The 25,943-nt window shown below is 67.5% G+C and carries 23 protein-coding genes and 5 pseudogenes; 15 read left to right on the plus strand and 13 right to left on the minus strand.

Annotation, left to right across the window (positions count from 1 at the left end; genetic code table 11):
* The coding region (locus ACWEN3_RS12625; protein ID WP_452969177.1) for a VOC family protein at positions 1-333 on the plus strand (333 nt) is incomplete at its 5' end.
* Positions 334-365: 32 nt separating this feature from the next.
* Here the strand turns inward: ACWEN3_RS12625 and ACWEN3_RS12630 are convergent.
* Both ACWEN3_RS12630 and ACWEN3_RS12635 read right to left on the minus strand, forming a co-directional pair.
* Positions 366-1,291, minus strand: a protein-coding gene (locus ACWEN3_RS12630) for an IS5 family transposase (protein WP_452969180.1) whose coding sequence is annotated in 2 segments (ribosomal slippage) — positions 366-956 and positions 959-1,291 — 924 coding nt in all. Because the reading frame shifts where the segments join, the coding sequence is not laid out codon by codon here.
* 497 nt (positions 1,292-1,788) lie between these two features.
* The gene (locus ACWEN3_RS12635) at positions 1,789-2,490 is read right to left on the minus strand and encodes a TetR/AcrR family transcriptional regulator (RefSeq protein WP_452969183.1); all 702 of its coding nucleotides are present in this window, start codon (positions 2,488-2,490) and stop codon (positions 1,789-1,791) included.
* Positions 2,491-2,580: 90 nt separating this feature from the next.
* On the opposite strand from ACWEN3_RS12635, the gene ACWEN3_RS12640 reads away from it, so the two are divergent.
* Both ACWEN3_RS12640 and ACWEN3_RS12645 read left to right on the plus strand, forming a co-directional pair.
* Positions 2,581-2,991: a DUF4345 domain-containing protein gene (locus ACWEN3_RS12640; protein ID WP_452969185.1), complete on the plus strand. Its 411-nt coding sequence runs from the start codon at positions 2,581-2,583 to the stop codon at positions 2,989-2,991.
* Between the two features lie 349 nt (positions 2,992-3,340).
* Positions 3,341-3,883, plus strand: coding sequence for an MmyB family transcriptional regulator (locus ACWEN3_RS12645; protein ID WP_452969187.1), 543 nt, complete (start codon positions 3,341-3,343; stop codon positions 3,881-3,883).
* A 177-nt stretch (positions 3,884-4,060) separates the two neighbouring features.
* Here the strand turns inward: ACWEN3_RS12645 and ACWEN3_RS12650 are convergent.
* Positions 4,061-4,231 (minus strand): annotated as a pseudogene (locus ACWEN3_RS12650) (IS701 family transposase); the annotation flags it as partial.
* Positions 4,232-4,554: 323 nt separating this feature from the next.
* Between ACWEN3_RS12650 and ACWEN3_RS12655 the strand changes: the two are divergent.
* Positions 4,555-5,025: a DUF2690 domain-containing protein gene (locus tag ACWEN3_RS12655; protein WP_452969190.1), complete on the plus strand. Its 471-nt coding sequence runs from the start codon at positions 4,555-4,557 to the stop codon at positions 5,023-5,025.
* 78 nt (positions 5,026-5,103) lie between these two features.
* Here the strand turns inward: ACWEN3_RS12655 and ACWEN3_RS12660 are convergent, their stop codons facing one another.
* From ACWEN3_RS12660 to ACWEN3_RS12680, 5 genes and pseudogenes are all read right to left on the minus strand, one after another.
* Positions 5,104-5,439, minus strand: coding sequence for a hypothetical protein (locus ACWEN3_RS12660; protein WP_452969193.1), 336 nt, complete (start codon positions 5,437-5,439; stop codon positions 5,104-5,106).
* Between the two features lie 90 nt (positions 5,440-5,529).
* A pseudogene (locus tag ACWEN3_RS12665) lies at positions 5,530-5,580 on the minus strand (hypothetical protein); the annotation flags it as partial.
* A 1-nt stretch (position 5,581) separates the two neighbouring features.
* Positions 5,582-6,644 (minus strand): annotated as a pseudogene (locus tag ACWEN3_RS12670) (IS630 family transposase).
* 311 nt (positions 6,645-6,955) lie between these two features.
* Complete coding sequence (locus ACWEN3_RS12675; RefSeq protein ID WP_452969195.1) at positions 6,956-8,719, minus strand: DUF6923 family protein; 1,764 nt, start codon at positions 8,717-8,719, stop codon at positions 6,956-6,958.
* 1,181 nt (positions 8,720-9,900) lie between these two features.
* Entirely contained in the window at positions 9,901-12,750 is a 2,850-nt protein-coding gene (locus ACWEN3_RS12680; RefSeq protein ID WP_452969197.1) for a BTAD domain-containing putative transcriptional regulator, read from the minus strand.
* Positions 12,751-12,982: 232 nt separating this feature from the next.
* Between ACWEN3_RS12680 and ACWEN3_RS12685 the strand changes: the two genes are divergently transcribed.
* From ACWEN3_RS12685 to ACWEN3_RS12705, 5 genes and pseudogenes are all read left to right on the plus strand, one after another.
* Complete coding sequence (locus tag ACWEN3_RS12685; RefSeq protein ID WP_452969199.1) at positions 12,983-14,488, plus strand: coproporphyrinogen-III oxidase family protein; 1,506 nt, start codon at positions 12,983-12,985, stop codon at positions 14,486-14,488.
* 68 nt (positions 14,489-14,556) lie between these two features.
* A complete protein-coding gene (locus ACWEN3_RS12690) occupies positions 14,557-15,753 on the plus strand; it encodes an ATP-grasp domain-containing protein (protein WP_452969202.1) in 1,197 nt (398 codons plus the stop codon).
* A 108-nt stretch (positions 15,754-15,861) separates the two neighbouring features.
* Positions 15,862-17,061 carry an MFS transporter gene (locus ACWEN3_RS12695; RefSeq protein WP_452969204.1) on the plus strand — a complete coding sequence of 400 codons (1,200 nt, stop codon included), beginning with the start codon at positions 15,862-15,864 and terminating at the stop codon, positions 17,059-17,061.
* Between the two features lie 230 nt (positions 17,062-17,291).
* Positions 17,292-17,786: an aminoacyl-tRNA deacylase gene (locus ACWEN3_RS12700; RefSeq protein WP_452969207.1), complete on the plus strand. Its 495-nt coding sequence runs from the start codon at positions 17,292-17,294 to the stop codon at positions 17,784-17,786.
* 212 nt (positions 17,787-17,998) lie between these two features.
* A pseudogene (locus ACWEN3_RS12705) lies at positions 17,999-18,226 on the plus strand (transposase); the annotation flags it as partial.
* A 602-nt stretch (positions 18,227-18,828) separates the two neighbouring features.
* On the opposite strand, the gene ACWEN3_RS12710 reads toward ACWEN3_RS12705, so the two are convergent.
* On the minus strand, positions 18,829-20,133 hold the full coding sequence (locus ACWEN3_RS12710) for a helix-turn-helix domain-containing protein (RefSeq protein WP_452969210.1): 1,305 nt from the start codon (positions 20,131-20,133) through the stop codon (positions 18,829-18,831).
* 546 nt (positions 20,134-20,679) lie between these two features.
* On the opposite strand from ACWEN3_RS12710, the gene ACWEN3_RS12715 reads away from it, so the two are divergent.
* The 5 genes and pseudogenes from ACWEN3_RS12715 (at position 20,680) to ACWEN3_RS12735 (ending at position 23,416) form a co-directional block, all read left to right on the plus strand.
* Positions 20,680-21,312, plus strand: a complete 633-nt coding sequence (locus tag ACWEN3_RS12715) for an RICIN domain-containing protein (protein WP_452969213.1) — start codon at positions 20,680-20,682, stop codon at positions 21,310-21,312.
* A 320-nt stretch (positions 21,313-21,632) separates the two neighbouring features.
* The gene (locus tag ACWEN3_RS12720; RefSeq protein WP_452969216.1) at positions 21,633-22,190 is read left to right on the plus strand and encodes a hypothetical protein; all 558 of its coding nucleotides are present in this window, start codon (positions 21,633-21,635) and stop codon (positions 22,188-22,190) included.
* A 90-nt stretch (positions 22,191-22,280) separates the two neighbouring features.
* Positions 22,281-22,739 carry a hypothetical protein gene (locus tag ACWEN3_RS12725; protein WP_452969219.1) on the plus strand — a complete coding sequence of 153 codons (459 nt, stop codon included), beginning with the start codon at positions 22,281-22,283 and terminating at the stop codon, positions 22,737-22,739.
* Between the two features lie 130 nt (positions 22,740-22,869).
* A pseudogene (locus tag ACWEN3_RS12730) lies at positions 22,870-22,965 on the plus strand (IS5/IS1182 family transposase); the annotation flags it as partial.
* Positions 22,966-23,032: 67 nt separating this feature from the next.
* Positions 23,033-23,416 carry a hypothetical protein gene (locus tag ACWEN3_RS12735; protein WP_452969232.1) on the plus strand — a complete coding sequence of 128 codons (384 nt, stop codon included), beginning with the start codon at positions 23,033-23,035 and terminating at the stop codon, positions 23,414-23,416.
* Here ACWEN3_RS12735 and ACWEN3_RS12740 read toward each other — a convergent pair.
* From ACWEN3_RS12740 to ACWEN3_RS12755, 4 genes are all read right to left on the minus strand, one after another.
* The gene (locus ACWEN3_RS12740) at positions 23,375-24,250 is read right to left on the minus strand and encodes a hypothetical protein (RefSeq protein ID WP_452969221.1); all 876 of its coding nucleotides are present in this window, start codon (positions 24,248-24,250) and stop codon (positions 23,375-23,377) included. The two genes, ACWEN3_RS12735 and ACWEN3_RS12740, sit on opposite strands and share 42 nt — an antisense overlap.
* Positions 24,247-24,678 (minus strand): hypothetical protein, encoded by a 432-nt coding sequence (locus tag ACWEN3_RS12745; RefSeq protein WP_452969223.1) that lies wholly within the window; start codon positions 24,676-24,678, stop codon positions 24,247-24,249. The genes ACWEN3_RS12740 and ACWEN3_RS12745 overlap by 4 nt, the downstream gene beginning before the upstream one ends.
* 191 nt (positions 24,679-24,869) lie before the next feature.
* Positions 24,870-25,283, minus strand: coding sequence for a hypothetical protein (locus ACWEN3_RS12750; RefSeq protein ID WP_452969225.1), 414 nt, complete (start codon positions 25,281-25,283; stop codon positions 24,870-24,872).
* Between the two features lie 88 nt (positions 25,284-25,371).
* Positions 25,372-25,542 carry a hydrophobic protein gene (locus ACWEN3_RS12755; protein ID WP_452969228.1) on the minus strand — a complete coding sequence of 57 codons (171 nt, stop codon included), beginning with the start codon at positions 25,540-25,542 and terminating at the stop codon, positions 25,372-25,374.
* 138 nt (positions 25,543-25,680) lie between these two features.
* Between ACWEN3_RS12755 and ACWEN3_RS12760 the strand changes: the two genes are divergently transcribed.
* A complete protein-coding gene (locus ACWEN3_RS12760) occupies positions 25,681-25,854 on the plus strand; it encodes a CsbD family protein (RefSeq protein ID WP_452969230.1) in 174 nt (57 codons plus the stop codon).
* The last annotated feature ends 89 nt before the right edge of the window (positions 25,855-25,943 follow it).

Consider the following 25,943-nt stretch of genomic DNA (forward strand, 5'->3'; position numbering starts at 1 on the left):
GGACGCGGAGGAGCTGGAGGACCTGGGCGAGTTGGCGGCGCCGTCAACCAGCCGGATCGGCGATGGGCGCTCAGCGAGGGCTGGGCCACGTTGCACACCGGATCCGGCCTCGTCCTGGCCTTCCAGCGGGTAGCGGACTACCAGCCGCCGCTGTGGCCGGACCCGAGCCGGCCACAGCAGTTCCACCTGGATTTCGGCGTCGCCGACCTGGACCGCGCTCAAGAACAGGTGCTGTCCCAGGGCGCCAGGGTGCTGGACGACGGTGCGGACGGACGGAGTTGGCGGATATACGCAGACCCCGCAGGTCATCCGTTCTGCCTGGTCCGTCACTGACGAAGAGGCCGTGGGGTCAACGCCCAGCGTGATTATGACCGGAGCCGGATGAGGAGTGCGGCAGCGGTGACGGTACCCAGGAAGACGTATCCTCGCTTGTCATAGCGCGTTGCCACGGCTCTGAATTGCCTGAGCTTGTTCACCGCTCGCTCGACGGTGTTGCGTTTCTCGTACCGCACCAGGTCGAAGCCCGGTGGTCGCCCGCCCCGCGAGCCCTTGCGCAGACGGGCGCCCCGGCTGTCGCGCTTCTCAGGGATCACGTGCCGGATCCCGCGGCGTCGCAGGTAGGCACGGATCACGCCGTTGCTGTCGGCGCGGTCTGCGCTGACGCTGCGCGGAGTCCGGCGAGGTCTGCCGAGGCCAGCGCGGGGGACGCGGATCTTGTCCAGCACGGGTTCGAACTGGGTGCAGTCGGCCCGTTGGCCTGGGGTGATAACCAGTGACAGCGGGCGGCACTTGCCGTCCGCAGCAAGGTGGAGCTTGGTGGTCAGCCCGCCCCGGGACCGGCCGAGGGACTCGTCTGCCGGATTGCTTCTTGAAGCACCTCCCGCAGGCGCAAGTGCGCGCGCACGTGAATCGATCTTGCCATGCCCCCTTTTGACGCGGCCGGCAGTGCCGGCGGGGCCTTTGGAGCCCCGGCGGCGTGCTGGTGGGCGCGGATGGACGTGGAGTCGACGTTGATGTCCCAGTCGATGCCCCCGGCTGCGTCAGCGACGGCCTGGACGCACTGGAGCAGCTTCTCCCAGGTGCCGTCGGCAGACCACAACTGGTGCTGCTTGTGGGCGGTCTGCCACGGGCCGAAGCAATCGGGAAGCTTGGGCCACTGGCTCTCAAGCGGCAGGCCGAGCAGGAGCACGGCCGACGGATCAGGCCCGCGCCGCCCGAGTGGATCGTCGAACTCGGCATCGGTGAGGAAGGCCGCCGTCTGCTCGCCGACGGCACCAGCGCCTGCACTCACTGCCGGCCCGACGCGAGTCTCGGCATCATCGACTTACGACCCCACCCGCGATTGATCGTCAATGCTGTGCGCTGAGGGGCGAGGGCTAGGTAGTTGCAGCCGAACTCGAGCTACCCCTGCAGGCGTGGGGACGACGCAGCCGGCCGGACAGGTACAGGGTCGGCGTCGAACCATCCGCGCGGGTGCAGGGACGACTCGGTCATCAGGGCGAGTGGGGCGCCGACCTGGGAACTACCCTCACGAGCTCGGGGACGATACCAACTGTCCGTCGAGCAAGGTAACGGCGGGAGAACTAATCCAGCAGCAGCCGTCAGATATCGTGCCGGGTCGGCTGAAATGAGCCAGCCAAGCTGTCTCGATTCGATGCTCAGCCCCAGCTTTCTCCAGTGCCCAGGCCCGGGCCAGGTGTCGGGTGGCGACGGATACGAGAGGCGCAAGGGGGGTCGTCCTCCATCGCGAGTTTGAAGATGTGCAACGCCACGTGACTCCCACAGGCGTCAGTTCCCCTGCTCGGAGGTTCGAGTCCGACCGGGACTGCACCGGGCACCGCCCTCGTCGTACGGCGGACCCTGACCGCCCGTGTTGGGCCGCTGTGGCGGCCACTCGGGGGCGGGGTCCTCGGTGAGCAGCGGTCGGAGAGCGCCGAGAACCGCGCCGATGCAGACGTCGCGCAACTGGGTGCGGGTGCAGGTCTCGTGGGTAAGCCAGTCGACACAGAGGACCTGGACGAAGACCAGCCAGCTCTTCAGGACGCCGGACACGGCCTCACGGGCACTCTCGTCAGCGAGTGGGAGTACGGCCAGCAGGCGCGTGCGGAGTGAGTCCAGCTCGTTCGCCATGATCGCCTGGATCACGGGATCGCCCGCGAGAACCCGATTCGCGGCGAGGACGGCATTGCGGTTCGCCACGAAGTAGTCGAGGTGAACCTCCATGCCCTGGATGAGCTGATCCACCAAGGAGTCGGTGGAGTCAAGCCGGGTCTCAGCGAGCAGCTGGTCCGCAGCCTGCTGGTAGACGGCCGCGAAGAGGGCGTGCTTGCTGGGGAAGTGGCGGTAGAGCAGGGCTCGTGAGACTCCGGCCTCTTCGGCGACCTCCTCCATCAGGACATCGTTGTACGGGCGTGCGGCGAAGAGCCGCGCTCCGACGGCGAGGAGCTGGGTGCGGCGGTCGGCGGGGCTCAGTCGTTGGCGGGGAGGCACGAGCGAAGACTACTTGACATGTGTCTACTAGCGCATCCAGTCTAGTAGACACATGTCAACTAAGCTCCACCGAGACGGCTCGGAGGGATCATGGCAAGGACTCTGCGCACCCTCACACAGTTGATGGGCTGGTCGAGCGTGGTGATCGGCCTGTACCACGTGCTCCTCGGCAACGCGGCGATCCCCGGAGCCGGTTCCGCCGGCGCTACGGTCGACAGCTGGGGCCGGTTCATGGGGGCCAGCTTCGTCGGCTATGGGCTGGCGTGGGTGTGGGCCGCACGGCAGCGGCCGATCCCGGCTCGGACGGTGCGGTGGCTGGCCGGCGTCTTCCTGCTCGGCGGCATGGGCCGGCTACTCTCGCTCGCCGCGCACGGCTGGCCGCAGTGGTTTCAGATCGTGCTGGCGGTGATCGAACTCAGCCTGCCCCTGGTCTTCTTCTGGCTGGCCGACGCAGAGGAGCGGACCCTCAGCGGCGATGTCGATGCCGTGCCCGCCGGGTGATGAACGCGCCCGAGCTCGCCCAGCCCGGATCGAACACTTGGGCCGGGAAGCTGACGCTTTCGGTGAGGAATCACGTGATCGTCGATAATAGGAGGCTCCGCTGTTTCCCGGGCTTGTACGGCTGGCGAGTTGGTGAAGATGGCGGCCACCGGCCGGAGGCGTAGGGCCTGCGGGTGCCGGCGTCAGGGGAAGGGGCACCGATGAAGATCCGACTTTCCCTTACCGGGATGGGCGCTGTGGCCATGCTCGTAGCGGGCACCAGCGCGTCAAAGACACGGTCTGCGGCGCGCCGCCACACTCCGGATGCGGATTGGCGTAACGGGATCTCTCTGACCATCTCCCGCCCGGCGTGCAGCGGGTGCTCGCCCGCCTCGGGGACGTGGCGGTCGCCGTGTTCGCGGCCGACTGGCAACTGGTGTGGTGGAACCGTGCGTGGGCCGCCCTGCTGGGCGCCCCCTCCGCCTCGCCGCCACCGCTGCGCAATTTCGCCCGCGACAGATTCCCCGCGGGCGCCGGTCCCGCCCGTCTCGCGCTGTGGCCGGTGATCGAGGCGGACCGCGACGCCATCGACGCCGCCGTCGTCTCCGACCTGCGCCGCGCCACCGGCCGCTTCCCCAGGGACAGCCGCCTGGCCGCACTGATCCGCGATCTGAACGCAGGCAATGAGAGGTTCGCCGAGCTATGGGCGAGCGGAGAGGTTGCCGCGCACCGCGAGGACCACAAGACGATCGACCACCCGTCGGTGGGCCCGGTCACGGTGGACTGTGACGTCCTGACCGACGGCGACTCCGAGCTCGAGATCGTCATCATGACCGCAGTGCCCGGCAGCGAGGACGAGACCAAGTTCCGGCTCACCGCCATCGCCGGCCCATCGGCCACCACGTACAACTGATCCGCCCCGAGTGTCGATCGACCGGCTGCATGTGCGCGCGAGAGTCCCACCACGACGCCGACTTCGACAAGGAAAGGAGATGAACACTGCCGAGGGCCGGATCGATAACAACTCAACTTGAATTCGTGATGTCGGTCAGTCATGGCAGCTGTAGGTCGTGATCTGCATGGTCGGTGATCACGTGGTGGCCGTTGCGCTGACCCCGTTCCAGCGGCGGTGGCAGGCCGCGGCCCGGTGCTGGTGACGGCGGCGCCAGTTCGACCAGTGCAGGATGTGCGCCAGGTCCCGGCGGGGCTGGGGCAGGACTGTGGCTCGCAGGAGGACGAGCAGTTCAGGCCTGCGGAGGGGTCTTTGGTGACGATGTACGAGGCATCCGGGTCCGGCTCGTATCCCATGGCCCGGATCTTGGCGAAGACGATTTCCTGAGACATCGGTGGCCGCCCGTGCTTCTCGGTGGCATGACCTCTCCCTTCCCCATCCCGCCGGTCTTGCACGGGCCGTTCGGGTCGATCAGCCCCACCGGGTACCACCCTGCTGCTTCGGCAGCAGCGGCCGGCGGGGCTTCGCCGTTTTTGGCCAGTAAACGGCCCCTGTCTCCTCCCGGCCGCCGGTACGCTCACGCGTCGTCGGGGGGAGTACTCTGCTCCCCCCCTGCCCTCAGGGGGACCTGCGTGAAGCGCCTGAAAGCTCTTCTCGTGGCCGCGTTCGCACTCGCGGCCACCACACTGACCGCCGTGCCAGCCCACGCCTCCACGTCCTGCTGGGACCACGGCTGCGACGGGCTGAGCCCCAGCGCCACCATCTGCGCGAACGACGCCCACAGCCCGGTTCCGCCCATCTCCATCCGCGCCAATGACGGAACCGTCGTCGGCCAGATCGAACTGCGCTACTCCAACAACTGCGGTGCCGCGTGGGGCCGCGTCACCAACTACTACTCGGATGCGGGTAACGGCTGGGTCTACCGCTACGGCGGCGCAAGCCACTCCTGCGGTATCACCACGTGGGTTCCCTCCTTGTACGGGTATTCCTGCTACACCCTGATGCTCGGCGACGCCAGCAGCACCGACACCGCATGGGCCAAGGGCCAGGTGTGGTACCCCACCGACGGGCACTGGTACACCGCATCCACCACCGGCTACTGACCCTCCCGGACAGGCCGAAGCCCCTCACTGCACGGCGCGGTGAGGGGCCTTCGTGTTTTCCCGGTCAGCGCGGGTCGATCAGTCCGACCCGGACGAAATCTTCCCGGTGGTAGCCGCGTTCGACGTTCGCCTGGCCTTCCGCGGAGCGATCCCGAACCTCTTCAGTGCGTCGGCGAGGCTGTGTGTGGTCACCTTCCGGTACGACGCGTCGGGCGCGTTGGTGTGGGCCGTCAACTCCTCGGACTTGATGAAGTCGGCAGCCGTCGCCTCGAAGGCCGCCACGCACCTGGCTGCCACCTCGGACGGCCGCTCACGGGGAGCGGGTACGCGCCCGATCGGGGAGTTCTGGCGGTAGGAGAGCTGGATCTCCTTCCTCCCGCTGACCGAGCTGTAGGCGACCGTGATACCGGCCATGGTCGCGGGGTTCTTCTGCCGGTAGGCAACGAAGGCTGACTCGTTCGATGTCTTCTCCGCCTGGTTGCAGGCGCGGCACAACCAGCCCCGGATGTGCCCGCTGGTGACGGCGTGGTCGTGGTCGAGTTCCAGGGCCGACAGATCAGTCGTCCATGATCAGGCCGGTGCCGGCCAGGCAGCCGTCGATCAGGTCCGGGCGGTACTGGATCTGCTTGAGCCTGCGCTTGACGGCACGGGTGATCTGGCCGAGGTCGGCCGCAGCGAGGTTGCCGATGTCGCGCTTGACCAGCGACCAGATGCCCTCCTGCGGGTTCAAGTCCTGTGAGTAGCTCGGAAGTTGGAAAACGGTGAGCCAGACAGCGTGGTCGGCGATGAACTGGCGCATCGGTTCGATCAGGTGCATGCGCAGGTTGTCCCACACGAGCACGATCGGGCCGCCGAGCTGGATGTGGGCCCTGAGCAGCAGGTCGCGCAGGTCGCGCCAACCGATGCCCTTCGGCTCGCCCTTGCGGCCCCGGTACTCGCGGACCGAATAGAACGTCCGGGACCGCTTCCCCGGCTTGTAGCAGGTCAACCCGGCCATCGACACCCTGCCCGAGCCCCGACCGCGCACCCGGACCACGGACGTGGAGCCCCTGCGGCCCCAGCTTCTGGCTCGCGGCGGCCTCATCGACTGGCCGGCTTCGTCCTCGAACACGATCCAACCGTTGCAAGCCGCCGCGGTGCTCTTACCAGCGGCCAGGTCTCCTTCCTCCAGATCTCGACCGCCGCGTCATCGCGCTCGATTGCCCGCCGGGCGGGCTGCTGCCAGGACCAGCCGTGCCGCTTCAACAGCTGCCAGGTGCCCTCCACCGTGTAGCCCACATGGAACAGTCGGCCGATCAGCGTCTTGATCCGCGCCAGCGTCCACCGCTGGTCCGCCAGCCGTGGACCAGCGGACCACGCTCCAACTCTCGTTCCAGCCTGGCGATCTGCGCTTCGCTGAGCCTGGGCCGGCCAGGCGATCCCTTCGACAGGACCCCCGCTTCGCCGCGCTCGCGCCACTGCCGTCGCCACCGCTCCACCGACCGCTCGCTGACCCGCAACCCGGCAGCGATCTCCCGATTCCTCCGCCCGCTCTTGAAGCGTTCCACGGCCTGCAGCCGAACGCGCTCCCGCGCGGCCCTCCCAGCGTCGGTCAGCCCGCCGCCCTGTGCGTATCTCACGATCCAGGGCTACCGGAACGGACCGGCCACCGTCAGACGAACGGCTCCGACATCACCCAATCAAGTTCAGAAGCTGCCTCGGCCGCCTCCACCTACGCGCCTCACGGAGCCTCGATCGGGGGCGCGCGCCGTCTTCTACCTGCCTTCGCCGTGAGTGCATTGCACGCACGCGAAATGCCGCGACGGCCTGCGGCCTGAACCAGTACCCTCAGATCAACTCGCGGATAAGCGTCTACGTGGACCACTGAGCAAGGACGCGAGTTCATTCGATCCAGCGCGGAATCGAATGAACTCGATCTCTACCGTCAGGTTCAACGAATTACCGGTAGCCGAGAATCTGTCTTCATCGCACGTCGTTCTGTCCGATTTGACACACGGAGTGCCGGCAGAGCACGCCGTGAACTCACGGACTGAACAGCGCCCTCGCCATATTCGTCGTTGCTGTGATCACAATGGTGCTTGCCGACGTTGGTGGTGAAGGTGGCGGTGTTGTTGTTCGCGTCTGGGTCGGGGTCGTTGCCGGTGACGCGCGCGGTGTTGACCAGCGACGTCGTGTCCGGGCTCGCCGTTCCCTCGATAGTGAAGGTGTTCGAGGCGCCGGCCGCGAGGGAGGCGGCGGTGCAGGTCGCCATCGAGCCGGTGATCGTGCACCCGGAGGAGGCGGAGGAGTTCTGTAGACCCGCTGGCAGCGTGTCGGTGATGGTGTAGCCGGTGGAGCCGCTCGGGCCGTTGTTGGTGACCTTCAGCGTGTAGGTAACGGTGTCCCCCTCGGTCGCCCGGGCCGGGCCGGTCTCCTTGATGGCGAGATCCGCCGCCGTGCGGGCGAGTGGGGTGCCGAGGGTGGCGGTGTTGTTGTTCGGGTCTGTGTCGGCCTCGTTGCCGGTGACCGTGGCGGTGTCGGTGAGAACTCCGGTGGAGTTCTTGTCTGCGGTTCCGGTGATGACGATGGTGTCTGAGGCGCCGACGGGCAACGCACCGCTGGTACAGGAGAGGGTGGAGCCGGTGATGGTGCAGCCGGCCGTGGTGGTTCCCGGGCTCGTCAACCCGGCCGGGATCGTGTCGGTGAGGGTGTAACCGGAGGACTGGTTCGGACCGTTGTTCTTGACCGTGATGGTGTACATGACCTTCTGTCCCGGCGTGTACGCCATGGAAGCCGACGTCTTCGTCACCGAGAGATCCGTCGGCGCGCCGAAGCACGATGTCGCATCGACGTTCGTCGATACGGCGGGAGCGGTCTGCGTGGAAAGCAGGGTGAGGGTCGGGGTGGCCGAGCCGGGATTTGTCACCGCCACGCGACGGATGAACCCACCGTTGTCGATGAAGCCGAGGTCACCGTTGCCGTAGGTGAACGCGCCGCCGTAGCCGTTGAGCGTGGTCGCTGGAAAAACCCCAGTGAACGCGGAAGCGGCGCCGGTGTTGGGATCGATGCGCACGATGCTTCCATCGGGTGAGGCGCCCCACAGGAAGCCGTGGGCGAAGGCCAAGTCCGAGAACTGCACCGCCGGGGAGACCGGGATCGTACGAGTCACCGTGTGCGTGGGCACGTCGATCACGTAGATCGCGGTGACGCTGCCCCCTTCCGGGTGCGCCACGTAGTAGGCGCCCGCGTCGTCGAACGTACCACTGTTGTAGCTGTTGAACCCGTGTGGCGGCAGGCCGGTGATGGGCCCGAGGTTTGTGACGGAGCCGTCGGCGCTGATCCGGAGCAGACTGCCGGCGGTGTTGTCGATCGCGTACATGAAGTGGTCCACCGGGTTGATGCCGATGGCGTTGTAGTTGCCGGTCGCCGGGCCCAGAGGAGCGAACGACACGGATCCGGGCCCGGGAGTTCCCTCGTAAAGCTGCGTGGTAGGCGCTCCGGCGGCGTCGTAGATCCTGCCGGCGCACGCGAACGGCGTACTGGGCTGCGCTGCCCTGTTCGACTTCTTGGCTTGGGAGATCTTGGCGTGCTGACCGGAGGTGCCGGCCTGAGAGGAGACCAGCGTCTGCGCCTGTGCCGCAGCGGGGACGGCGACCTCGGCGATGGCAACGACGGAGACCGCAGCAAGGTGCCACAGGGATTTGCGTTGAAGCATGAACGCTCCCGTTTTGCTCGTGTGGAGGACCAGCTCCGGCCTCGGTCGACCGTTGGAGAGGTCGGCCGATCAGTGCGTGAGGGACTTACAGGAGCTGAATGCGCTTGCGGAAGTGATATGAGCACGCTCACAAACGAACCAACTTGCGGGCACGATCTCACGCGTGATGTGCCACTCCGCTGGAGGAGCGATAGGGCCCGAAGGCAGTAGCAGCAAGATAATCACCCACCGACCTCGGGTTTCATCCCGACTCGACCAACGAGGTGAAAAATGCAATCATCGAGCTGGCTGGCCTTCTCTCCTTGAGAGCGCATGCTTGAATGCGGATTGCACAGTAAATGGCCTGGGTCGCCTCTTTTCCGCCCATGGCCGATGCAGCTTGTACGCCGTCATGATTGGAAAAGAGGCGGCGGCAATTCCCGCAGAGAAGCTTTCTCAGGGCGCGCACACCGCGTCAGTGTTCCTCATGGCGCTTGCGAGCACGGGTGCTCTACCGACCACTCAAGCCCAGGCTCTGGGCGATCCGGCGAGTGTGGACACACTTCACGCATCCGGCACTCCGGGAGTCCCGCAGGCCCCGGGCACGGTGTTCGTCGAGGACTTCAAAAACGACACAGGCGACACGCCGACTTTCCCGGAGAACTACGTCGGGGCTCCACCGCTCAACGAGAGGTATACGGCCGACCCACCGTGGCTTGACCACAGACAGACTCTATAGAGCCCCTGCCCAGTACAGAAGCTGTGCACGGCCTGCCACACCCACGAGGGGGGCCATCTCGCACGGGCCCGCCATCGGTGTCAGTGACGGGTTTCCCACCACAGGATGAGGAGGGTCACGGCGCCGCTGCCGAGCTCCGAACAGCCCACTTGCCCGGACGGACCCGACGAGCCCGCCATCACCTGGCCACCCCTGACCATCCCCGCCCTGCCTGCGGCTGATCGGCTTCCCCCCTGAGGAGATCCGTCGCCTGCTCCACCAGACCCTCTGGCAAGTGCAGTAGGCCCGTCGGCGGTTACCGCCCAATCCCTATGGGGCAGAGCCCACCACTGTTGCGCCTTGCCCGGGCCCTTGCCCGCGCGCTTGACCGTCGGGGCGGGATAGTTGATTCCTCAGTGACCGGCAGCTTGGTACGCCCATGGGTGAACAACTGCGCGAGACAGAGCCGGCTCCGGGAGGTGCATCACAGCTGCTCTCCATGTTCGCTGTCGGGACGGGGGGCGAGCGCCGCGTGAGTGGTGTCGGTGCGCTCGCGCGGGACGAGCTCGGCGAGGGTCTGCCGGGCACGGTTCTGTACATATGCGTTGTTGGCCTGCTGGGCGAGTCTCGCCGCCTCGTTCAGCAGCGGATACGCGTTCTCGGCAGTACCGAGACGAGCGTGGGCTTCGCCCAGATCCGTCAGGATGTATGCCATGCCGAGAGTGTCGCCAACGGCTTGGGCCAGCTGGAACGCCGAGCCGAAGGCGGAGGCGGCGGCACCGAGGTCGGCCTCGCGGACGAAGATCCGCGCCAGGTCGCAGTGGGCTTCGGCCTGTCCCCGCAGGTCATCGCTCTGCTCGTAGAGCGTGAGCGAGTGGCGCAGCGACTCCTTGGCCTGCGCGAGCTCATCAAGATGTGTCTGTGCCCGGCCGAGATTCAGCCACAGGTTGGCACGGGTGCGCCTATTGGCCGGTTGCAGGGCGAAGCCGCGCTCACAGGCAGCGCGAGCGGCCGTCGGATCACCCTGTATCCGGCAGGCGTCGCTGATCAGAACCATGACGGCGGCCTGCCCTTCGGTGTCGCCGAGGCGGCTGAAGATCTCCGCCGACCGGCCCAGGTGGGTTTCGGCTTCGCGGTAGTTGCGGAGGACCAGCGCGCGATAGCCGAGCGAGTGCAGCAGCGCGGCCTCGCCGTAGCTGATGCCCACCGCGGCGAGGGCGCGTGCGTGCGTGGTGTGCCACAGGTCGAAGTAGCCACCGGCTTCCAGAGCTGTCTGCGGTGCGACCGCGAGTTCCCAACAGGCTTCGTACAGGCCGGCCTCGGCTGCCCGTTGCACCATCTGGGAGATGTCTGACAAGCGGGCCACGAACCACTCGGTGGCCGAGCCCGTGATCCGTGGCGGTGCGTCCGCCGGCGTCCACCGGGCAGTGCCGCCGATCAAGGCGCGCTCCTGGGGCCCGTGCATCGCGGCGTAGGCAACGTCGGTCAGGGCCAACTGGGCGCCGAAGGCGCGGTTCAGCTCGACGCGGAGCTCGGCTGGATCGCCATCGGTCGTCGCCCGCTCGCGTGCATAGGCTAAGACCAGGTCATGGAGTCGGCAGTGGACGTAGGGGACAGTTCCAGTGACGGTCAGCAGGTGGGCTGCGGCAAGTTCGTCCAGCAGTGGGGTGACCTCACTGACGGTGCTGTCCGCAAGCGCTGCCGCGGTCCAGGCGCTGATTTCCCCGACGCCGAGATTGCCGATCGCCCTCATGAGGGCCTGGGCACCCGGAGAGAGGAGTTGATAGCCGAGTTCGAAGCAGGTGCGGACGTCGCGGCCGTCAACGTTGAGCACCGAAAGCCGCTGGTCGATGTCCGCAAGCCGGTCGACTAGGTAGGGCAGGTCCCAGTGGGGGTGGGTGGCGAGTCTTGCGCAGGCCAGGTCCAGTGCCAAGGGCATGCCTCCGCACAGCTTGATCAACCGCTTGAGCACACCAGGTGTGTCGTTACGGTCGAAGCCGACCCGGTTCCTGATCAACTCGCCGGCCTCGCCCTGGCCCAGCGGGCCGAGCGCGATGTGCTCACCGCCCAGACCGGGTATCGGGTTGCGGCTCGTCACGATCACTGCGCAGCCCGGCTCCCCGGGAAGCAAGGGCATCACCTGTGCTGTGGTGGCGGCGTCGTCGAGCACGATGAGCAGCCTCTTGCCGGCAACGGCCGCACGGAACACCTCGGCCTTGGCGTCAACCGTCGCCGGGATCTCGGATATGCCGAGGAAGGTGATGAATCGAGCGAGGACGTCCCCCGCGCTCGCCGGTCGCAGCTGCGAGCCGGAGAGGTGGGCGTACAGCTGGCCGTCTGGATAGTCGCCTCTCATGCGATGGGCGGCCTCGGTGGCCAGGGTGGTCTTGCCGTAGCCGCCGGGCCCGCTGAGGACCGCGATCGGCAGGTATCCCTCAGCGTCCGCAGTCAACGCCTCCCGTATGAGGACCAGTTGCTCGGCACGGCCGATCACCCCGTGGGGGCGGGCCGGTAGGTTGGCTGGGGCCCGGGCCGGACCGGCTGCCTGGATTGGAGCGGAGTCGACTGCCGCGGAGGTGACCGGCCTGTCCGAAGCTGATTCCGGTGGCTCCAGGTCCATGTGGAGGATGCGCAGGTGAAGTTGGCGCAGCTGCGGCGACGGTTCGATTCCTAGCTCGGTCCGGACCTGCTTGTCGTACGTCGCGTAGGCCTCCAGCGCCTCGCTCGTGCGGCCGGACCGGAACAGCGCCTTCATCAACAGGCCACGCAGCGCCTCACGTTGGGGGTGTTTCTTCGTGAGCTGGCTCAACTCGCCGACCAGATCGTGGTGGCGACCGAGATCCAGATCCGCGGTGATCTTTCGCTCGATCGCGACCAGCCGCATCTCCTCCCACCGCGACGCGGCGGCATGGAACACGGCACTGCTCAGTCCGGTTAGAGCCGGCCCGCGCCACAGATCCAGTGCCTCCGCCAAGGTTCGTGATGCCTCCCGGGCCTCCTGCCGCTCGGCCTGCTCGGTGAGAGCGCGGAAGCGATGAGCGTCGATGTCTTCGGGGGCGGCGGCGATCCGGTAGCCACCGGGGAAGGTCTCGATGAGGTCTCTCTGCTTGCCGAGCGCCTGCCGCAGCAGCTTGGCGGCGGTCTTCGGCGTGCTGCCGACGCTATCGGGCAACTCCGCGCCGTAGAACGCCTCCACCAGGTCCTGGACCGACACGACCTCTCGTGGATCCAACAGCAGCCTTGCCAGCAAGGAACGCGGTCGCCATCCCGCCAGCTTCACCTCGGTCCCGTCGTCGGCCCAGGCGGCAACGGGCCCCAAGATGCCGAATCTCAAGGCAAGGTTCCTCTCCGCTCCTCAGTACGCACTCCTGTCGGCACACGGCTGCAATGCCTGAACGCCATGGTAATCAGCGCCACTTGGTGTGACAGAGCGAATCGGCCACCGCGCAGACACCGAGCTGACACCGTGCGGGCGCCCGGTGATCCCCCCGGGTCACCAGACGGATACTCACCCGTGCGGGAGAGCTCGTAGCGTGGGCCGCGGATCAACCTCAAGGGGTGGAAGAATGGACGCGCTCTCTTCGTTTCCCAGCTTTCGGCAGGTCGCCGATGAGGCCCAGTCGGCGCTCGCGAGCCTCCCGTTGGATGCATTATCGGAACTGGGAATCATGCAATCCATCGAGAACTACTACTTGATCGGCACGTATCCCCCGCTCAAGGCCATGGACTCCGTGGATCCGCTGGATTTCCTGCCGCAGGCCACGGACATGTGCAACGTGTATCTGCACATTCCGTTCTGCGAACAACGCTGCACTTTCTGTCATTTCGCGAAGGAGATCCTGCCGGAGGACCAGCGCGTCGCACGCTACGTTCGCGCGCTGCGCGAGGATCTTGCCCTGGTGGGCGATCTGGCCGGCCACCCGTCCGCAGCCACCGTCTACTTCGGTGGCGGCACCCCCTCGTACCTGAACGCCGACCAGATCACCGAGGTGTCCCGTAGCCTGCGCGCCGCGGTCGGGATCACCGCCGCCACGGAGATGACGTTCGAGCTCCATCCCAGTGTCATCGACGCGCCGGACTACAAGGACCGGCTCGACGCCGTCGCGGAGTCCGGGGTGAACCGCTGGGTATTCGGAGTGCAGGCCATGGAGGACCAGATCCTCGGCAAGCTCAACCGCGGCCACACCGCAGCGGACGTGCACCGTCTGTTGGGGATGCTGTCCGAGCGCGGGGTGGACAACCTCTCGGTCGACCTCATCTTCGGCCTGCCGTACCAGAACTTGCAGAACTGGTACACGACCATCCGCACCCTGGTCTCGGCAGGGGTGAGGAAGTTCAACATATTTCCCCTGATGTTCAAGCAGGCCGACCCCATATCCGCGCACTATCGGAAGAACCCGGAGATATTCCCGGGCAATCGGGATCGGCTGCTCATGCACTTCGCCACCGAGGCGATCATGAAAGAAATCGGCTTCCGTCGCGGCCCGCTGTTCTACTACGCGCAGGACCAGCACCACTCCCGTCAGCAGGAGAACAAGTACGACTCGATCGAGGACATCAACCTCCTGCCCTTCGGCGTCTCCGGATTCGGCTACGTCGGCCACACGCAGTACTACAACGAGTGCACTGTCAGCGACTACATGGGCGCGATCGAGAGCGGGCGTCCGCCGGTGTGGCGCGGCGCCCGTCTAAGCATCGAGGAGCGGATGCGTCGCACCATGATGTTCGCCCTGCGGTCCAGCGGGGTGCATCGCGAGGAGTTCCGCCGGCGGTACGGCGTCGACCCCGCCGAGCAGTTTGCCGCCGAGTTGCGCCCCTTTGTGGACAACGGGCTGCTGCACGTCAGCGGCACCGACATCTCGGTGACCGACCGGGGAGCCCCGTTCGCCGACAGCATCGCCATCAAGCTCGCCAGCGAAAGAGTGCGCGCCCGCATCCGTTCCACCAACCTGTCGATCACCGACCTCAAGCACGACCCACTGGACCGCTACGACTTCTCACCCATCGAGCGTGACCCCGTCGGTGCGGGCGTCTCGCCGGTGACGCGCCCCCGCCCGTCAGGGGCGTGCTGAACATGCTCCGATCAAGTCGAACCGGATCAGACGCAACCGGTCGGCCGCTGCTGATCCTGGTGAGTCCGATGGCGGAACTCACCCGCGGCTACATGCTGCAGGCCGTGGCCAAGGAACATCGGATCTGGGTGTTCGAGGAGGAAGAGCCGACCTGGGAGCAGTCGCTGATCTGCGGGCACACGGTCGTCGACACGCTGGACCACCAGGCCATGCTCAGGGCCGCCCACGACATGGCGGAGCGCTCCATCCCCATCAGCGGCATCCTGTGCTGGGACGAGACCCGCATTCTGCCGTCCGCACGGCTCGCCGAGAACCTGGGTCTGCCCACCGTGTCCCCCACCGTGATGGCGACTTGCCGCGACAAACTGGCCACGAGGAACGCGCTGCAACGCCACGGCGCCACGCCCGTACACGCTGTCGCCGCACGCGACACCCGCGAGGCGCTGGAAGCCGCGGCGGCGATCGGCTACCCGGTGGTGCTCAAGCCGCGGGCACTGGTCGGCAGCAACGGAACCACACTGGTCACCGACCCCGAGCACCTGACCGCGGTGTTCGAGTCGGTGGCCACGCGATCCATGCCGGAGGTGCGCGAGCGCTTCCCGGATCCGGTTGTGGTCGAGGAATACCTCGACGGGCCAGAGATCAGTGTGGACAGCCTGTGCTGGGAAGGCGAGGTCACACCGGTCTTCATCGCCCGCAAGCACCTGGGATTCCCGCCGCACTTCGAGGAGGTCGGCCATACCGTCGACGCCGCCGACCCCCTCCTGCGGGACGCTGAGCTGTCGCAGGCGCTCCATGCGGCACACGCCGCTGTCGGTCTCTCTCATGGCTGGACGCACACCGAGTGGCGGCTCACCGCCCGCGGGCCACGGCTGGTGGAGATCAACGCCCGCAGCGGCGGTGACCTCATCCCCTACCTCGGGCGGCTGGTGACCGGGGTGGACGCCGCCCTCGCCGCCGCGTCACTCGCACTCGGGGAACGGCCGGCCATTCCGCTCAGGCCCCAAGGAGTGGCGGCGATCCGCTTCCTCTATCCCGACCAGGACACCGTCGTCGGCTCCCTGCAGGTCGACCGCTCGCGCCTGCCCGCAACCGTGGAACTCGTGGAGATCCTCGCTGCTCCGGGACAGGAACTGCTGCTGCCGCCTGCCGCGCACGTGACCTGCCGCTACGCTCTGGTGATCGTCACCGGCGACACCCCCGAGCAGTGCGCCGAGGCGCTGGACGCGGCCGATCGTGCCGTGCGTCTCGTACCGGGCAGTTGAGTCGTGGGCAGACGACCCATGACTGCGGACCAGACCGCGGCGACCGGCGCAGCCGCTACGTGGCGAGCGGCGCCACGGGCGGTCAAAGCCGTGATCGCCGGAGTGTTCGTGAACCGGCTCGGCGGCTTTCTCCAGGCATTCCTGGTGCTGTACCTGGTACATGAGGGGTACGACGCCGGGCAGGCCGGTATCGCGCTCGGCGCGAACGGAGCCGGCGCGATCCTCGGCATCCTGCTCGGCAGCTGGCTGGTGGACCACATCGGAGCCCGCCGGGCACTCACCGGGTCGATGGCGTCAACGGCCCTGCTCACCGCCGGCGTTCCGGCGGTGACATCGCTCCCCGTCCTGCTCGTCATCGTGACCGCGCTCGGCGCCACCAGTCAGATCTACCGGCCTGTGTCCGCTCAACTGGTGAGCGCGGGGGTGCCGGAGCAGCGGCATGTGATGGCATTCGCCCTGTACCGCATGGCGCAGAACCTGGGAACAACGGCCGCCCCGCTGCTCGGAGCCCTACTGGCAGCGTTGTCCTACCCGGTGTTGTTCTGGGGTGAGGCTGTTGCAGCGCTGATGTGTGCCGTCATCTGCCGGCGGTCCTTACCCGCCGACCCACCGCGCGCGGCTCGGACATCCCGCGCCCCGGGTGCACATCGTGGATACCTGACCGTGCTGCGCGACATCCGGTACCTGGGCTTCCTCGTGGGCATGCTCGCCTACTCGGCGGTCTACATCCAGTACCTCGCCGTCCTTCCGTTGGCCGTCCACGACGCCGGCTGGCCCACCATGGTGTACGGCTTCATGGTCGCGATCAACGGATTCATGGTGATCACGTGCGAGCTCGCTGTCACCAGAAAAGTGCAGCACTGGCCACGGCGGTTGGGCGCGGCGTGCGGCGTGGTGCTGGTAGCCGCTGGGCTGAGCGCCTATTCCCTGCCGTTGGGAGTCGCGGGTTTCGCACTGGCCACGGCGGTCTGGTCGCTCGGCGAGGTCGTCGGCTCTCCAACGATGGTCGCGTACCCCGCGCAGGCAGGCTCCGCCGAACTCGTCGGCAGATACCTCGGCGCATCACAGGCCATGTTCGGTGTGGGCACCGCAGTCGGCCCGGTGATCGGAGTCGCCCTGTGGCAGGGCATGGGAGACGCGGCTTGGCTCGTGTTCGGCGGGATCGCTCTGGCCGCGGCGGCCGCCATCGCGTCGGGTATGCGAGGCAACCGGACTCGGACACCGGTGCCGGCCCCCTCCGGGGCACCGACGAACGAGGACGACCATGGCAGAGCGGGAACTGACGACAGCCCCGCCCGCACCACGTGATCAGGCAAGAGACACCCTGCCTCGGCGCGTCTCACCGCACGGCAGCTCTCGATGTGCTCTCCGTACTCTTCGGCCCCGCAGTACCGCTGATTGTGATCGCGTTGATACTTTGAGCGATGGCCGTGGCCTTGTCGCCCCCTTCGAGCCGGCACCCCTCGCAGGGCTCCGCTTCTTGGCCGCATGGCTGCTAAAACCAAACTTGGATCTTCACCAGTTGCGATTGGAGAGGCATGGAGAACACACCGGATTCGCTCCCACCCGCTGCCGCGCTACTCGCCGCTGCCGGGGTGGCCTTCACCGTGCATCAGCACGTGGAGATCCGCACCGGCGCGGACATCCGGACCCGCACCGGGTTCACGGAGGAGAACATCCAGAACTCGCTGAAGACGGTGGCATTCACCGTCGGCCCCGACCGCCTTCTGCTGGCTGTCGTCCCGGGCCCGACCCGGATCCGCTATGGTCGGCTCGCTTCCGTCCTGGGAGTGCCGCGCTCGGCCCTGAAATCCGCCGACGAAGAGGCCCTGCAGAAGGTAAACATGGAACGCGGCGGGGTCGGCCCCATCTGCGACGCGCCGGACGTCACCGTGGTCTTCGACGCCACGGTGCCTCGGATGGGCACAGTGCTGTGCGGGAGCGGCCAGCCGCATTGCACCGTGGAGGCGGAAGCAGCGGACATCATGCGAATCCCGTCGAACCCCGTGGTCGCCGACATCACCTCTCCCTGAGAGGTGTTCGTGAAAACGGCAGCAGGGACTCACCCGGGAGCGGCACAGGCGCCACAGGGAGGCGCCGGGGCAGATCAAGGACGACGGAACTGGCCAGTCAACTTGACCCGGCCCTGAGGGACCGGGCTTGCAGGTAGGGCGCGGCTGGCTGCCGCGTGACCTCCCGCATCCAGCCGAGGCCGTGGATCGTCTCGGATGAATTGTGGTCGTTGATGGAGCCGTTGCTGCCCGAGCCAGGCCCGAAGCTGGTCGCGGGCCGACCTCGGGTGCCGGACCGGCAAGAGCTGTGCGGGATCCTGTTCGTACTGCACACCGGGATCCAGTGGGAGTACCTGCCGCAGGAGCTGGGCTTCGGCTCGGGCATGACCTGCTGGCGGCGCCTGTCCGCATGGAACGAAGCCGGTGTGTGGGACGAACTGCACCTGGTGCTGCTGAAGAAGTAGCGTATGAGGTAGCGCCTCTCGCCGGTTGCGTCGCCGGTGGCGTCGGTGATCCACTCGTCGATCCGGGCGGGATCTCGCCGCGCAGGAGGCGGTCCAGGGCGGCCCGGATGCGGTTCGCGTTCTCGGTCCGCTGGGCTGTGGGAAAGCCTCGTGCGGGCTCCTCGTCCGTGGTGGCGCCGGCGGCGTCGATCTCGGCGACGACGTGGAGGGCCCGGTCGTGGTCGGCTGGAGCCGGGTGCACTCGGTCTTGCGTGTGGTGCCGAGCCGGCCGAGGAAGATCGCGGTGCGTTCAGCGTGCCGCGCCAAGGATGATGGGTTGCCTGCGGGCAGCGGGCGGAGTCACACATCCCGACCAGCGGACGGTCTGCCGTCGGGGGCCGACGAGCTTGAGGCGGAGCGCCCGGGAAGGGTCGGTGAACCAGCAGTAGTTCGCCGAGACGAGGTGAAGCACCTTGGCGCATTCACCGGGCGAAGCACCGGTAGACGGTCGGCCAGGCCGGCCCGGACACCGGGGGCAGTTGTCCACGGCATCAGCTCAGCTCACCTATGGTGACCTGCCGAAAGAGGTTGCGACACAGCTTCTGGAGACCGCAGCGGCGTTATGTGCCCGCGGTAGTGGCCGACGAAGCGGTACGTGGGGCTGCGCTCCGCTCGGCCAAGTCAAGGGCCCGTTGTGCCAGCCACTGGTCGTGGACGGCACTCGGGGAACGCAGCAGGGAGCGTTGGAGCAATGCCTCGCTCCGTTCCAGGCGCTTGCGTACCGCCGATGCCGAGACGGACAGCGCAGCAGCCGTCGGAACGATACGTCCATCGAGGCGAAGCCAGGTGGTGAGCGTCTGCGCGATCGAGACCGGGACACCCGGCGCTCGTACGGGACGGAACTGTCGTTGCGCCCACATCACGACATGAGGCAGCGCAAGGAGTCCGTCCAAGGAGGGCGCCCTTCCCCCGGCATCTGACGTGCGGTGCTCCGGGCCGGAGGGGATGCCCGCGCCGATCACGCGAAGTGCGAGAGCCAGTGCAGCCTGGTCGGGCAGCCGCTCCAGGTCAAGACCCATCAACCTCTGCACAAGCGTGAGACGCGCCGCCAGGGTGTTGCGGTGGATCTTGAGATGGGTCGTCGCCTTGGAGGAGAAACTGAGCCATGACGCGGCGGTGGCCAGCAGCTCCGCGCTGTCCGGGTCCTGCGGACGCCGCGCACGGTAGGCACGCAGCGGCGCGAGTAAGACCGCCGCCCAGGCCTCCGCGGCCGGCCCGATGGTGAGCGCCAGGTCGGGGTGGCCCGCGAACGACGCACGCCGCTCAGCACTGTGACGTGCAGCGGCCAAGGCGTGGAAGGCCTGCGCGTAGCCGATGGCGGTGTCCCGTAAGGGCACCGGGTCACTCACCCCGATGCAGCAGGTCTCCGCCACCGAGTGGGGCCAGACCGGCTCGACGGCCATACCAGCGTGAGTCCCGCAGTCGGCCGGCGCAAGTACCACCAGATGGTTTGCGTACACAGGACACGGCACAACCCAAGCACCGTCGGCCGCCTTGGCCCACGTGTCCGCGACCGCCCTGCGTATCGTGTGCGGTCCCTCGATGACGTAGATCCGCATCACGTCGGGCAGCGCGGGCCGCAGTGCCCCGGCGACCAGGCGTGCGGTGGTCACCTGACCGTTCATCAGCAGGTGCACGACGGCCTCCCGGATCCGCGCGTCGGCGTCCCGGAGCCGACGCTGCTGCTGCCGGGTGCGCTCCAGTTGCCAGCACAGGCTGAGGCCGGATGCGGCATCCGCGAGCAGGACCAGCAGGCCGGGTGGCATCGGCCGTGCCACCACGACCGCGAGAAAGGGCGCTTGGACGCCTTGTGGGCCGTCGAGAGGAAGGACGACGCAGGTGAGGTCCTGCTCGTCGAGGGTCACGGACCTGAGCCCTCGCGCGGAGGCCTCCCGGATCCCGTGCAGTACGAGATCGTGCTCGGCCGTGCCGAGGGGCTGCGGGGGCGGGGAGGCGGGGGCGCCCGAGCGGTTCGCCAGGAGGACGGCGGCCCCGGTACGGCCGGCCAGCCAGCGGAGCAGCAGCGCGCTGCCACCCATTCGAGCCGCGCGCTGCATGTCCAGCACGTCGTCGGCCCGCCGAGCCTGTCCCGGTGCCGCCGTGGCCGTACGCGGATCATGACCGTGCATGTCACTCCCTCGAGAGACCGCCGAATCCGTTCGGCCAGAGCGTATCCGGGGCTCTGCCACGGAGACAGAGGGGCTCGCTGTGCGGTCTGGCACCGGAGGGACCGCCTCACTGTGCAACGGCGTCCTTCGCGCCGCCTTCATCCGTCGTAGCCTCTGCCGTGCCCGTCCGACGCCGGGCCCGGCAGTGCGCGGGGGCGATCCGGCGGGAGTACCAGGCGTAGCACCGCATGCGTGCACAGGCGAACGACCGCTCGCCGAATTCTGTCCGATACAGGGGGAAACATGGGGAAGACCGTCAAACTCAGTGCCGTGGCGGCGATGGTAGCGCTGGTCATGGTCGACGTGGGCATGGGGACGGCCCACGCGAGCCCGGGGAACTGGCAGCTTCACACGCCCTACGCGAGCAACATGTGCCTGGACGCCGCCTACGCGCCCGGCGACCCGCACCAGGATCCGTCGAAGGACGGTGACAAGGTGCAGATGTGGGTCTGCAACGGTCAGGCGCAGCAGGGGTGGATCTTCCACCCTGTCCGTACCCCCAGTGGCGTACCCGCGTTCACCATCACCAACCAGCGCAGCGGCCTGTGTCTGGACATGGACATCAGTGGTGGCACTTACGACAACATCCCCAACGACTACAAGGGACACCTGGTCCAGCTGTGGCACTGCATCACCCAGAACGGACAGCCCGAGGCGAACCAGGTCTGGTACCAGCTCTCCGGTGACTACGACGGGTGGGCACGACTGCAGAGCGGCTCCGACTACGGAGGCAGTTTCGATTTCATGGACGCCAAGAACTACGGCGGCACCGACCCGTCGCAGAACGGGGACCCCGTCCTGGTCTGGGACTACTACTCCCCGACCCTCCCGGACGGGCGGCACGGGGACGCGCCCCAGAACTGGAACTGGACCTGACCGCCACCCGCAGGGCAGTGGCTGTGCCGGCTGCCCTCGGCCGTGCCGTGCGCGATGACCTGCGCGCCGGCCCTGGCCTCGGCGCTGCGGGCCTCCTGGTGCCACGGTTGCTTGTCGCTGCGCTCCTCCAGGCCCAGCCGATGCAGGTAGCCAGCGCTGCCGTCCTCGCCGTGTGCCGCCGTCGAGCGTGACCAAGCCTGGCACCTCGCAGCTCAGCCGCAACAACGCCTCCTGCAGCTACTGCGGCTCTCCCTGCACCCGCTCCCCTCCCCCGGGCCTGACACGGACCGGGGGCCCTTCGTCAGCCAAGGAGCACGACCGTGCCCTCTTTCGTACCTCTGATCGGAACAACCCGGCTGGCGCTTGCCACCGCGGTCGTACTGCCGATGACCTGCCTCGGGATTGTGGCATCATCCCCGTCGGCCCACGCCTGCGGCTCCAGCGCCATGGTCGGCTCGCGCACGCTGACCGACAGCAGGGACGGTTGGACTCTGGGAACGATCACGCTCTACTACGACTCGTGTCGACGGTCCACCTGGGCGGAGTTGGACGTCGACTACAACAGCATGGACTGCCACTTCCCGTCGGGTCCGGGTTGGTGGCTCGCGGTCGACCTCGTCGACCAGAACGGGCACGTCGTCTCACACGGTGACTCCAACGGATTCAAGCGCTGGTACGGCGTCGTGAGTGCGACCCAGGCCATCGACACCTACCCGGCGCCCAAGTCCTTCCAGGCTCGGGGCTGGGTACGTACCGCCTACTCCGACGGCAGCCAGGAGAACAGCGTGTTCTTCAACTCCGACTGGCACCAGTACTCGACCGGAGGCGACCCGGGAGGCGGTTGGGATGCCGCCCTCGACAGCCAGAGCATCTGCTAGAGATCTTTGACGGTGCGGGGAGGACAGGTCGGCGAGGTGGCTTTCGTCGTTGTAGGTGAGGGTGTCGGTGCCCGCGCGGGTGGTGCGGGTGTGGACGTTGCCGTCCTCGTCGTAGGTATAGGAGTTGGTGGTGTTGCCGGCGGTGTCGTGGTCGACCTGATGCTGGCGGGCGCCGGTGGCGTCGTAGGTCCAGCTCTGCCAGTACGGGGAGGGGCCGCCCACGGTCGGCGAGGCGCCGGGTGTGGGGGTGGCGGCGCAGTCGTCGGTGGCACCCCCTGCACCACCGCCGCAGACACCAACCGCGTCTCCGCCAACACCTGGATCACCGACCAGGTCGACTACAGCACCCCGACAGTCACCAGCCTCGGCGCCGAATCATCCGTCGCCGTCCCCGACCCCACCAGCGCAGCGGACCCCACACCACTGATCCTCTACGCCGACGCCGCTCCCAACGACGACGACACCGGCGACCACGTCAACCTCACCACCGACGGCTACAAGGCCATCGTCGACGCCGTCGACCTGACCACGCTCGGACCCGACAACTGACAACCGCCCGCCAGCGTGCAGCGCCCCCGCCCCGCCTCAGCAGCGGCACGGGGGCGCAGCGCGTTGAACCCTGCCCGGCATGCCTGATCCGCGCTGAGCCGAAGCTCCCGGAGGGGATCTGACGGCGATCTGGCTCCACGGCTTCAGACGACTCCGCATCCCCTGGGAACGACGCGACGACATCCACGAAGCCCTCCGCAAGCTCGCCTGCTGCCTGATCGCCCACCCCACTCACGGTAGAAACCGGCCCCGAAGAGCGGGACCGAAAGCACCTCACGCCCGCGCTGGAGGCTATCGGGGCGGCAGCGTATGTCGTAGACGAGCAGGGCCGCATCATCACCGCCAACAGCCGCCCCGAAGACCTGCTGGGCCGCTCCGTCGACGAATCTCGAGGCAGGACGCTCACGACCTGCTGCACCGCGGACCGCAGGGTCAGCAGCTGCCCACGACGCAGTGCGGCATGCAGCAGGCGTTCCACGCCGGGAATCCGGCCCAGGGCGATGAGCCTGTCCGAGATCGCCATCGAGACAGGTCTGTACTGCAAGTTCCAGCGGGCATCTCGGTCCCAATGTCAGGGCTCCTCGCCGGCGAGGCTTGCCGGTGGCGCCCGAAGAGGAGGCGCTCGCGATCGTGTGTTACGAGCGCGATGGGAGAAGTTGCCGGTACGTCGTCCGTAGCAGTCGGCTGGACGAGTCGAGTGTGTACGCGGGCACCTTGGGGGCCGCACCGGACAGGAAGCCCGATCCGCCATTGTTCAGGATCGTCTTGCCGGATTTTCCCGCGGCGACCCAGTCGATCTCGATGGCGAAGGCGCAGAAGCAGGTGGTGTTCTCCAGGGTGAGCTGGAACACCTCGGGATCGTTCGACGAGATCTTGTAGGGGAAGGACACCGGTGGGTGCGCAGCCGCCTTCGCGATGATGGGTGGGTCGGTCTTGTCCAGATCGGTCTTGAACGGCCTGACGCCCACTGCCGTTCCGCACCCCCCGTCATCAACGGCGATTCCGGTGGTGGGAGGCACCTTCCGCTGTACATCCAGCACCCGCATGCCGACCAGCAGCACTGCCTCTTCGGAAGACGTCTGGCTGGTGATGTCGACGGCTACCGGCCCCAGACGCCTCTGCCCCCTGTGCTGTCCTCTCTGGTAGTCGTCCGCCGTCTCCGCGTAGTAGTTGACGCTGGAGGAACACTGCTCCTCTGCCTGGATGTGCACGTACGACGGGAGCTTCGCGTTACCGGGATTCAGCAGCCGCGGCACCGGGATCTCATCCGGTTCGGCGGACGATCCCAGCGCGTACACCGTGTACGCGCCTCCCGCAGCCAGGACCAGCGCCAGTGCTGCGAACGCCCCCGTCGCCCGCCGCCGCCACCACTTGCGTGTCTGAGGCGTGGCCGGGGGCGCGCCGTGGTAGTGGATGTACTGGACGCCCTCGGTCTGGAAGGGGCCTTGGAAGGTGTTGTCGCGGAACTCGAATTCGTCCCGCGCGCCGTGCTGTCTGTTGCCGTCGGTCATGATGCGGCGCCGCGGTGGATGTGCTGCACGCCCTTGGCCTGGACCGGACCGGAGAAGGTGTTGTGGTGGAACTCGATATGGTCCCCTCCGGGCCGACTGCCGGATGCCGGAGCAAGGGATTGCAGATGGGCCACCGCCTGCTCGAGATCGGCGGCGAAGCCGGAATCGGTCTCGTCGGCTTCCTCCAGCGCGAGCAGCACCCGCTGCCGTGTCCGGTCGCTGGGCGACTCGCGCCCGCTTGCCGCCTCCTCAGTCAGCCGGTGCAGCGCGGAGTCGTTGCCTAGCTTTCGGCTCACCAAGTCATGCAGGCGATCCATCCCGGCGTCCAGCGCCCGGTCGACTTCCCCATCCGCTCGCCCGGCCACGCGCTGAGCCTTCCGAACAGCCCACGCGAACAGGTACCCGATCGCGATCTCGATGCCCGTCACCACACCCCCCACTGCCTGTGCTGACCCCGCATCAGACCGTACCGCCTAGTGGGCGGAGAATCAGCCCGATCGGCCCGGAAAACGCGCCTTACGACGGGTTATGTTCATCCGTACGCAACCCCTGCGCTGAGGAGACCTCGGCTGGTGCGTGGCGCACAACCGTCCGGGCATCCCGACCGTTCCCGGCATTCTCAGTCGAGGCCGCCGGTGTCTTCGATGTGCTGGACGAAGGCCGCTGCGATCCGGGGGCTGGTGGCGTCGGGGACGAGCGTGGGCCCAAGGCCTTCCTCGATTCCCCAGTCCGTGTTGAACATGACCGGGGCATCCGCCGGTGCCACGTTGTTCCTGAGCCATAGGGCGACCCGGGCCGCCATGTGGGGATTGCACTCCCGGACGGACACGCCCTCGGGTTCCAGACTGGCCAAGCCTTCCAGATCCTCGTCGTCGAAGGTGATCCCGAAGACCATCGCTGCGCCGCGCACCGGACCGTCTTCCCCGGCGTCGACGTGGGTGAACGTGTCCGGGTCACGTTCCCGCAGCCGTGCCTGAAACCCTTCGAAGGTGAGCCCCCAACTCTGTCCGGGTGGCGGGGTGAAGACGAACATGACGCGCAGTACCCGCAATCCCGCATGCAGGCAGGGCCCGGCCGTGTGCAGGCCGGGCCCCGGAAAGGGTGTGCGCTTGCGGGTCAGGTCACCATCGGTACCAGCGGCCGCGGCCGCCGCCCGCACCGGTGGAGCGCATGACGAAGCCGAGGAGCCACACCACCAGGACGGCGACCGCCACCCACCAGAGAATCTTGATGGCGAAGCCGACACCGAAAAGGAGCAGGGCGAGAAGCAGAACAAGCAAAAGGGGAACCATAGTTATCAACCTCCTGGCCCTCCGATTGCCCTGAATGGCGCCGCTCATTCCACGACCGTTCCTTTGTTTGTGGAGGGAGAGCCGGGGCACGAGCCGGTTACCGTGACAGCGACACGAGAGTCCGAGGAGGCTCCTTTCATGAGTGCCGGCGAGAAGGCCAAGGCGAAGTCCGAGCAGGCCAAGGGCAAGACCAAGGAGGCCATGGGCAGCGCCATCGGCAACGACCGGATGGCTGCCGAGGGGAAGGCCGAGAAGAACACGGGTGACGCCCGTGAGGCCAAGGAAAAGACCAAAGACGCCTTCAAGCACTGACACCCCCTCACCCGGCCGGAAGTGGGCGTCCATGTACGGAAGGCCCCAGGGCGCGTACAGGGAGAATATATATGTGGGGGGCCGCGGGG

It is taken from the genome of Streptomyces sp. NPDC004561 (assembly GCF_053602155.1).

Bases quoted from the DNA above. Each gene is read 5' to 3' on its own strand.
- ACWEN3_RS12740 (WP_452969221.1), bottom strand. From the start codon at position 24,250: ATGACCGACGGCAACAGACAGCACGGCGCGCGGGACGAATTCGAGTTC.
- ACWEN3_RS12700 (WP_452969207.1), top strand. From the start codon at position 17,292: ATGGAGAACACACCGGATTCGCTCCCACCCGCTGCCGCGCTACTCGCC.
- ACWEN3_RS12660 (WP_452969193.1), bottom strand. From the start codon at position 5,439: ATGGCCGGTATCACGGTCGCCTACAGCTCGGTCAGCGGGAGGAAGGAG.
- ACWEN3_RS12755 (WP_452969228.1), bottom strand. From the start codon at position 25,542: ATGGTTCCCCTTTTGCTTGTTCTGCTTCTCGCCCTGCTCCTTTTCGGT.
- ACWEN3_RS12675 (WP_452969195.1), bottom strand. From the start codon at position 8,719: ATGCTTCAACGCAAATCCCTGTGGCACCTTGCTGCGGTCTCCGTCGTT.
- ACWEN3_RS12750 (WP_452969225.1), bottom strand. From the start codon at position 25,283: ATGTTCGTCTTCACCCCGCCACCCGGACAGAGTTGGGGGCTCACCTTC.
- ACWEN3_RS12760 (WP_452969230.1), top strand. From the start codon at position 25,681: ATGAGTGCCGGCGAGAAGGCCAAGGCGAAGTCCGAGCAGGCCAAGGGC.
- ACWEN3_RS12715 (WP_452969213.1), top strand. From the start codon at position 20,680: ATGGGGAAGACCGTCAAACTCAGTGCCGTGGCGGCGATGGTAGCGCTG.
- ACWEN3_RS12640 (WP_452969185.1), top strand. From the start codon at position 2,581: ATGGCAAGGACTCTGCGCACCCTCACACAGTTGATGGGCTGGTCGAGC.
- ACWEN3_RS12690 (WP_452969202.1), top strand. From the start codon at position 14,557: ATGGCGGAACTCACCCGCGGCTACATGCTGCAGGCCGTGGCCAAGGAA.
- ACWEN3_RS12685 (WP_452969199.1), top strand. From the start codon at position 12,983: ATGGACGCGCTCTCTTCGTTTCCCAGCTTTCGGCAGGTCGCCGATGAG.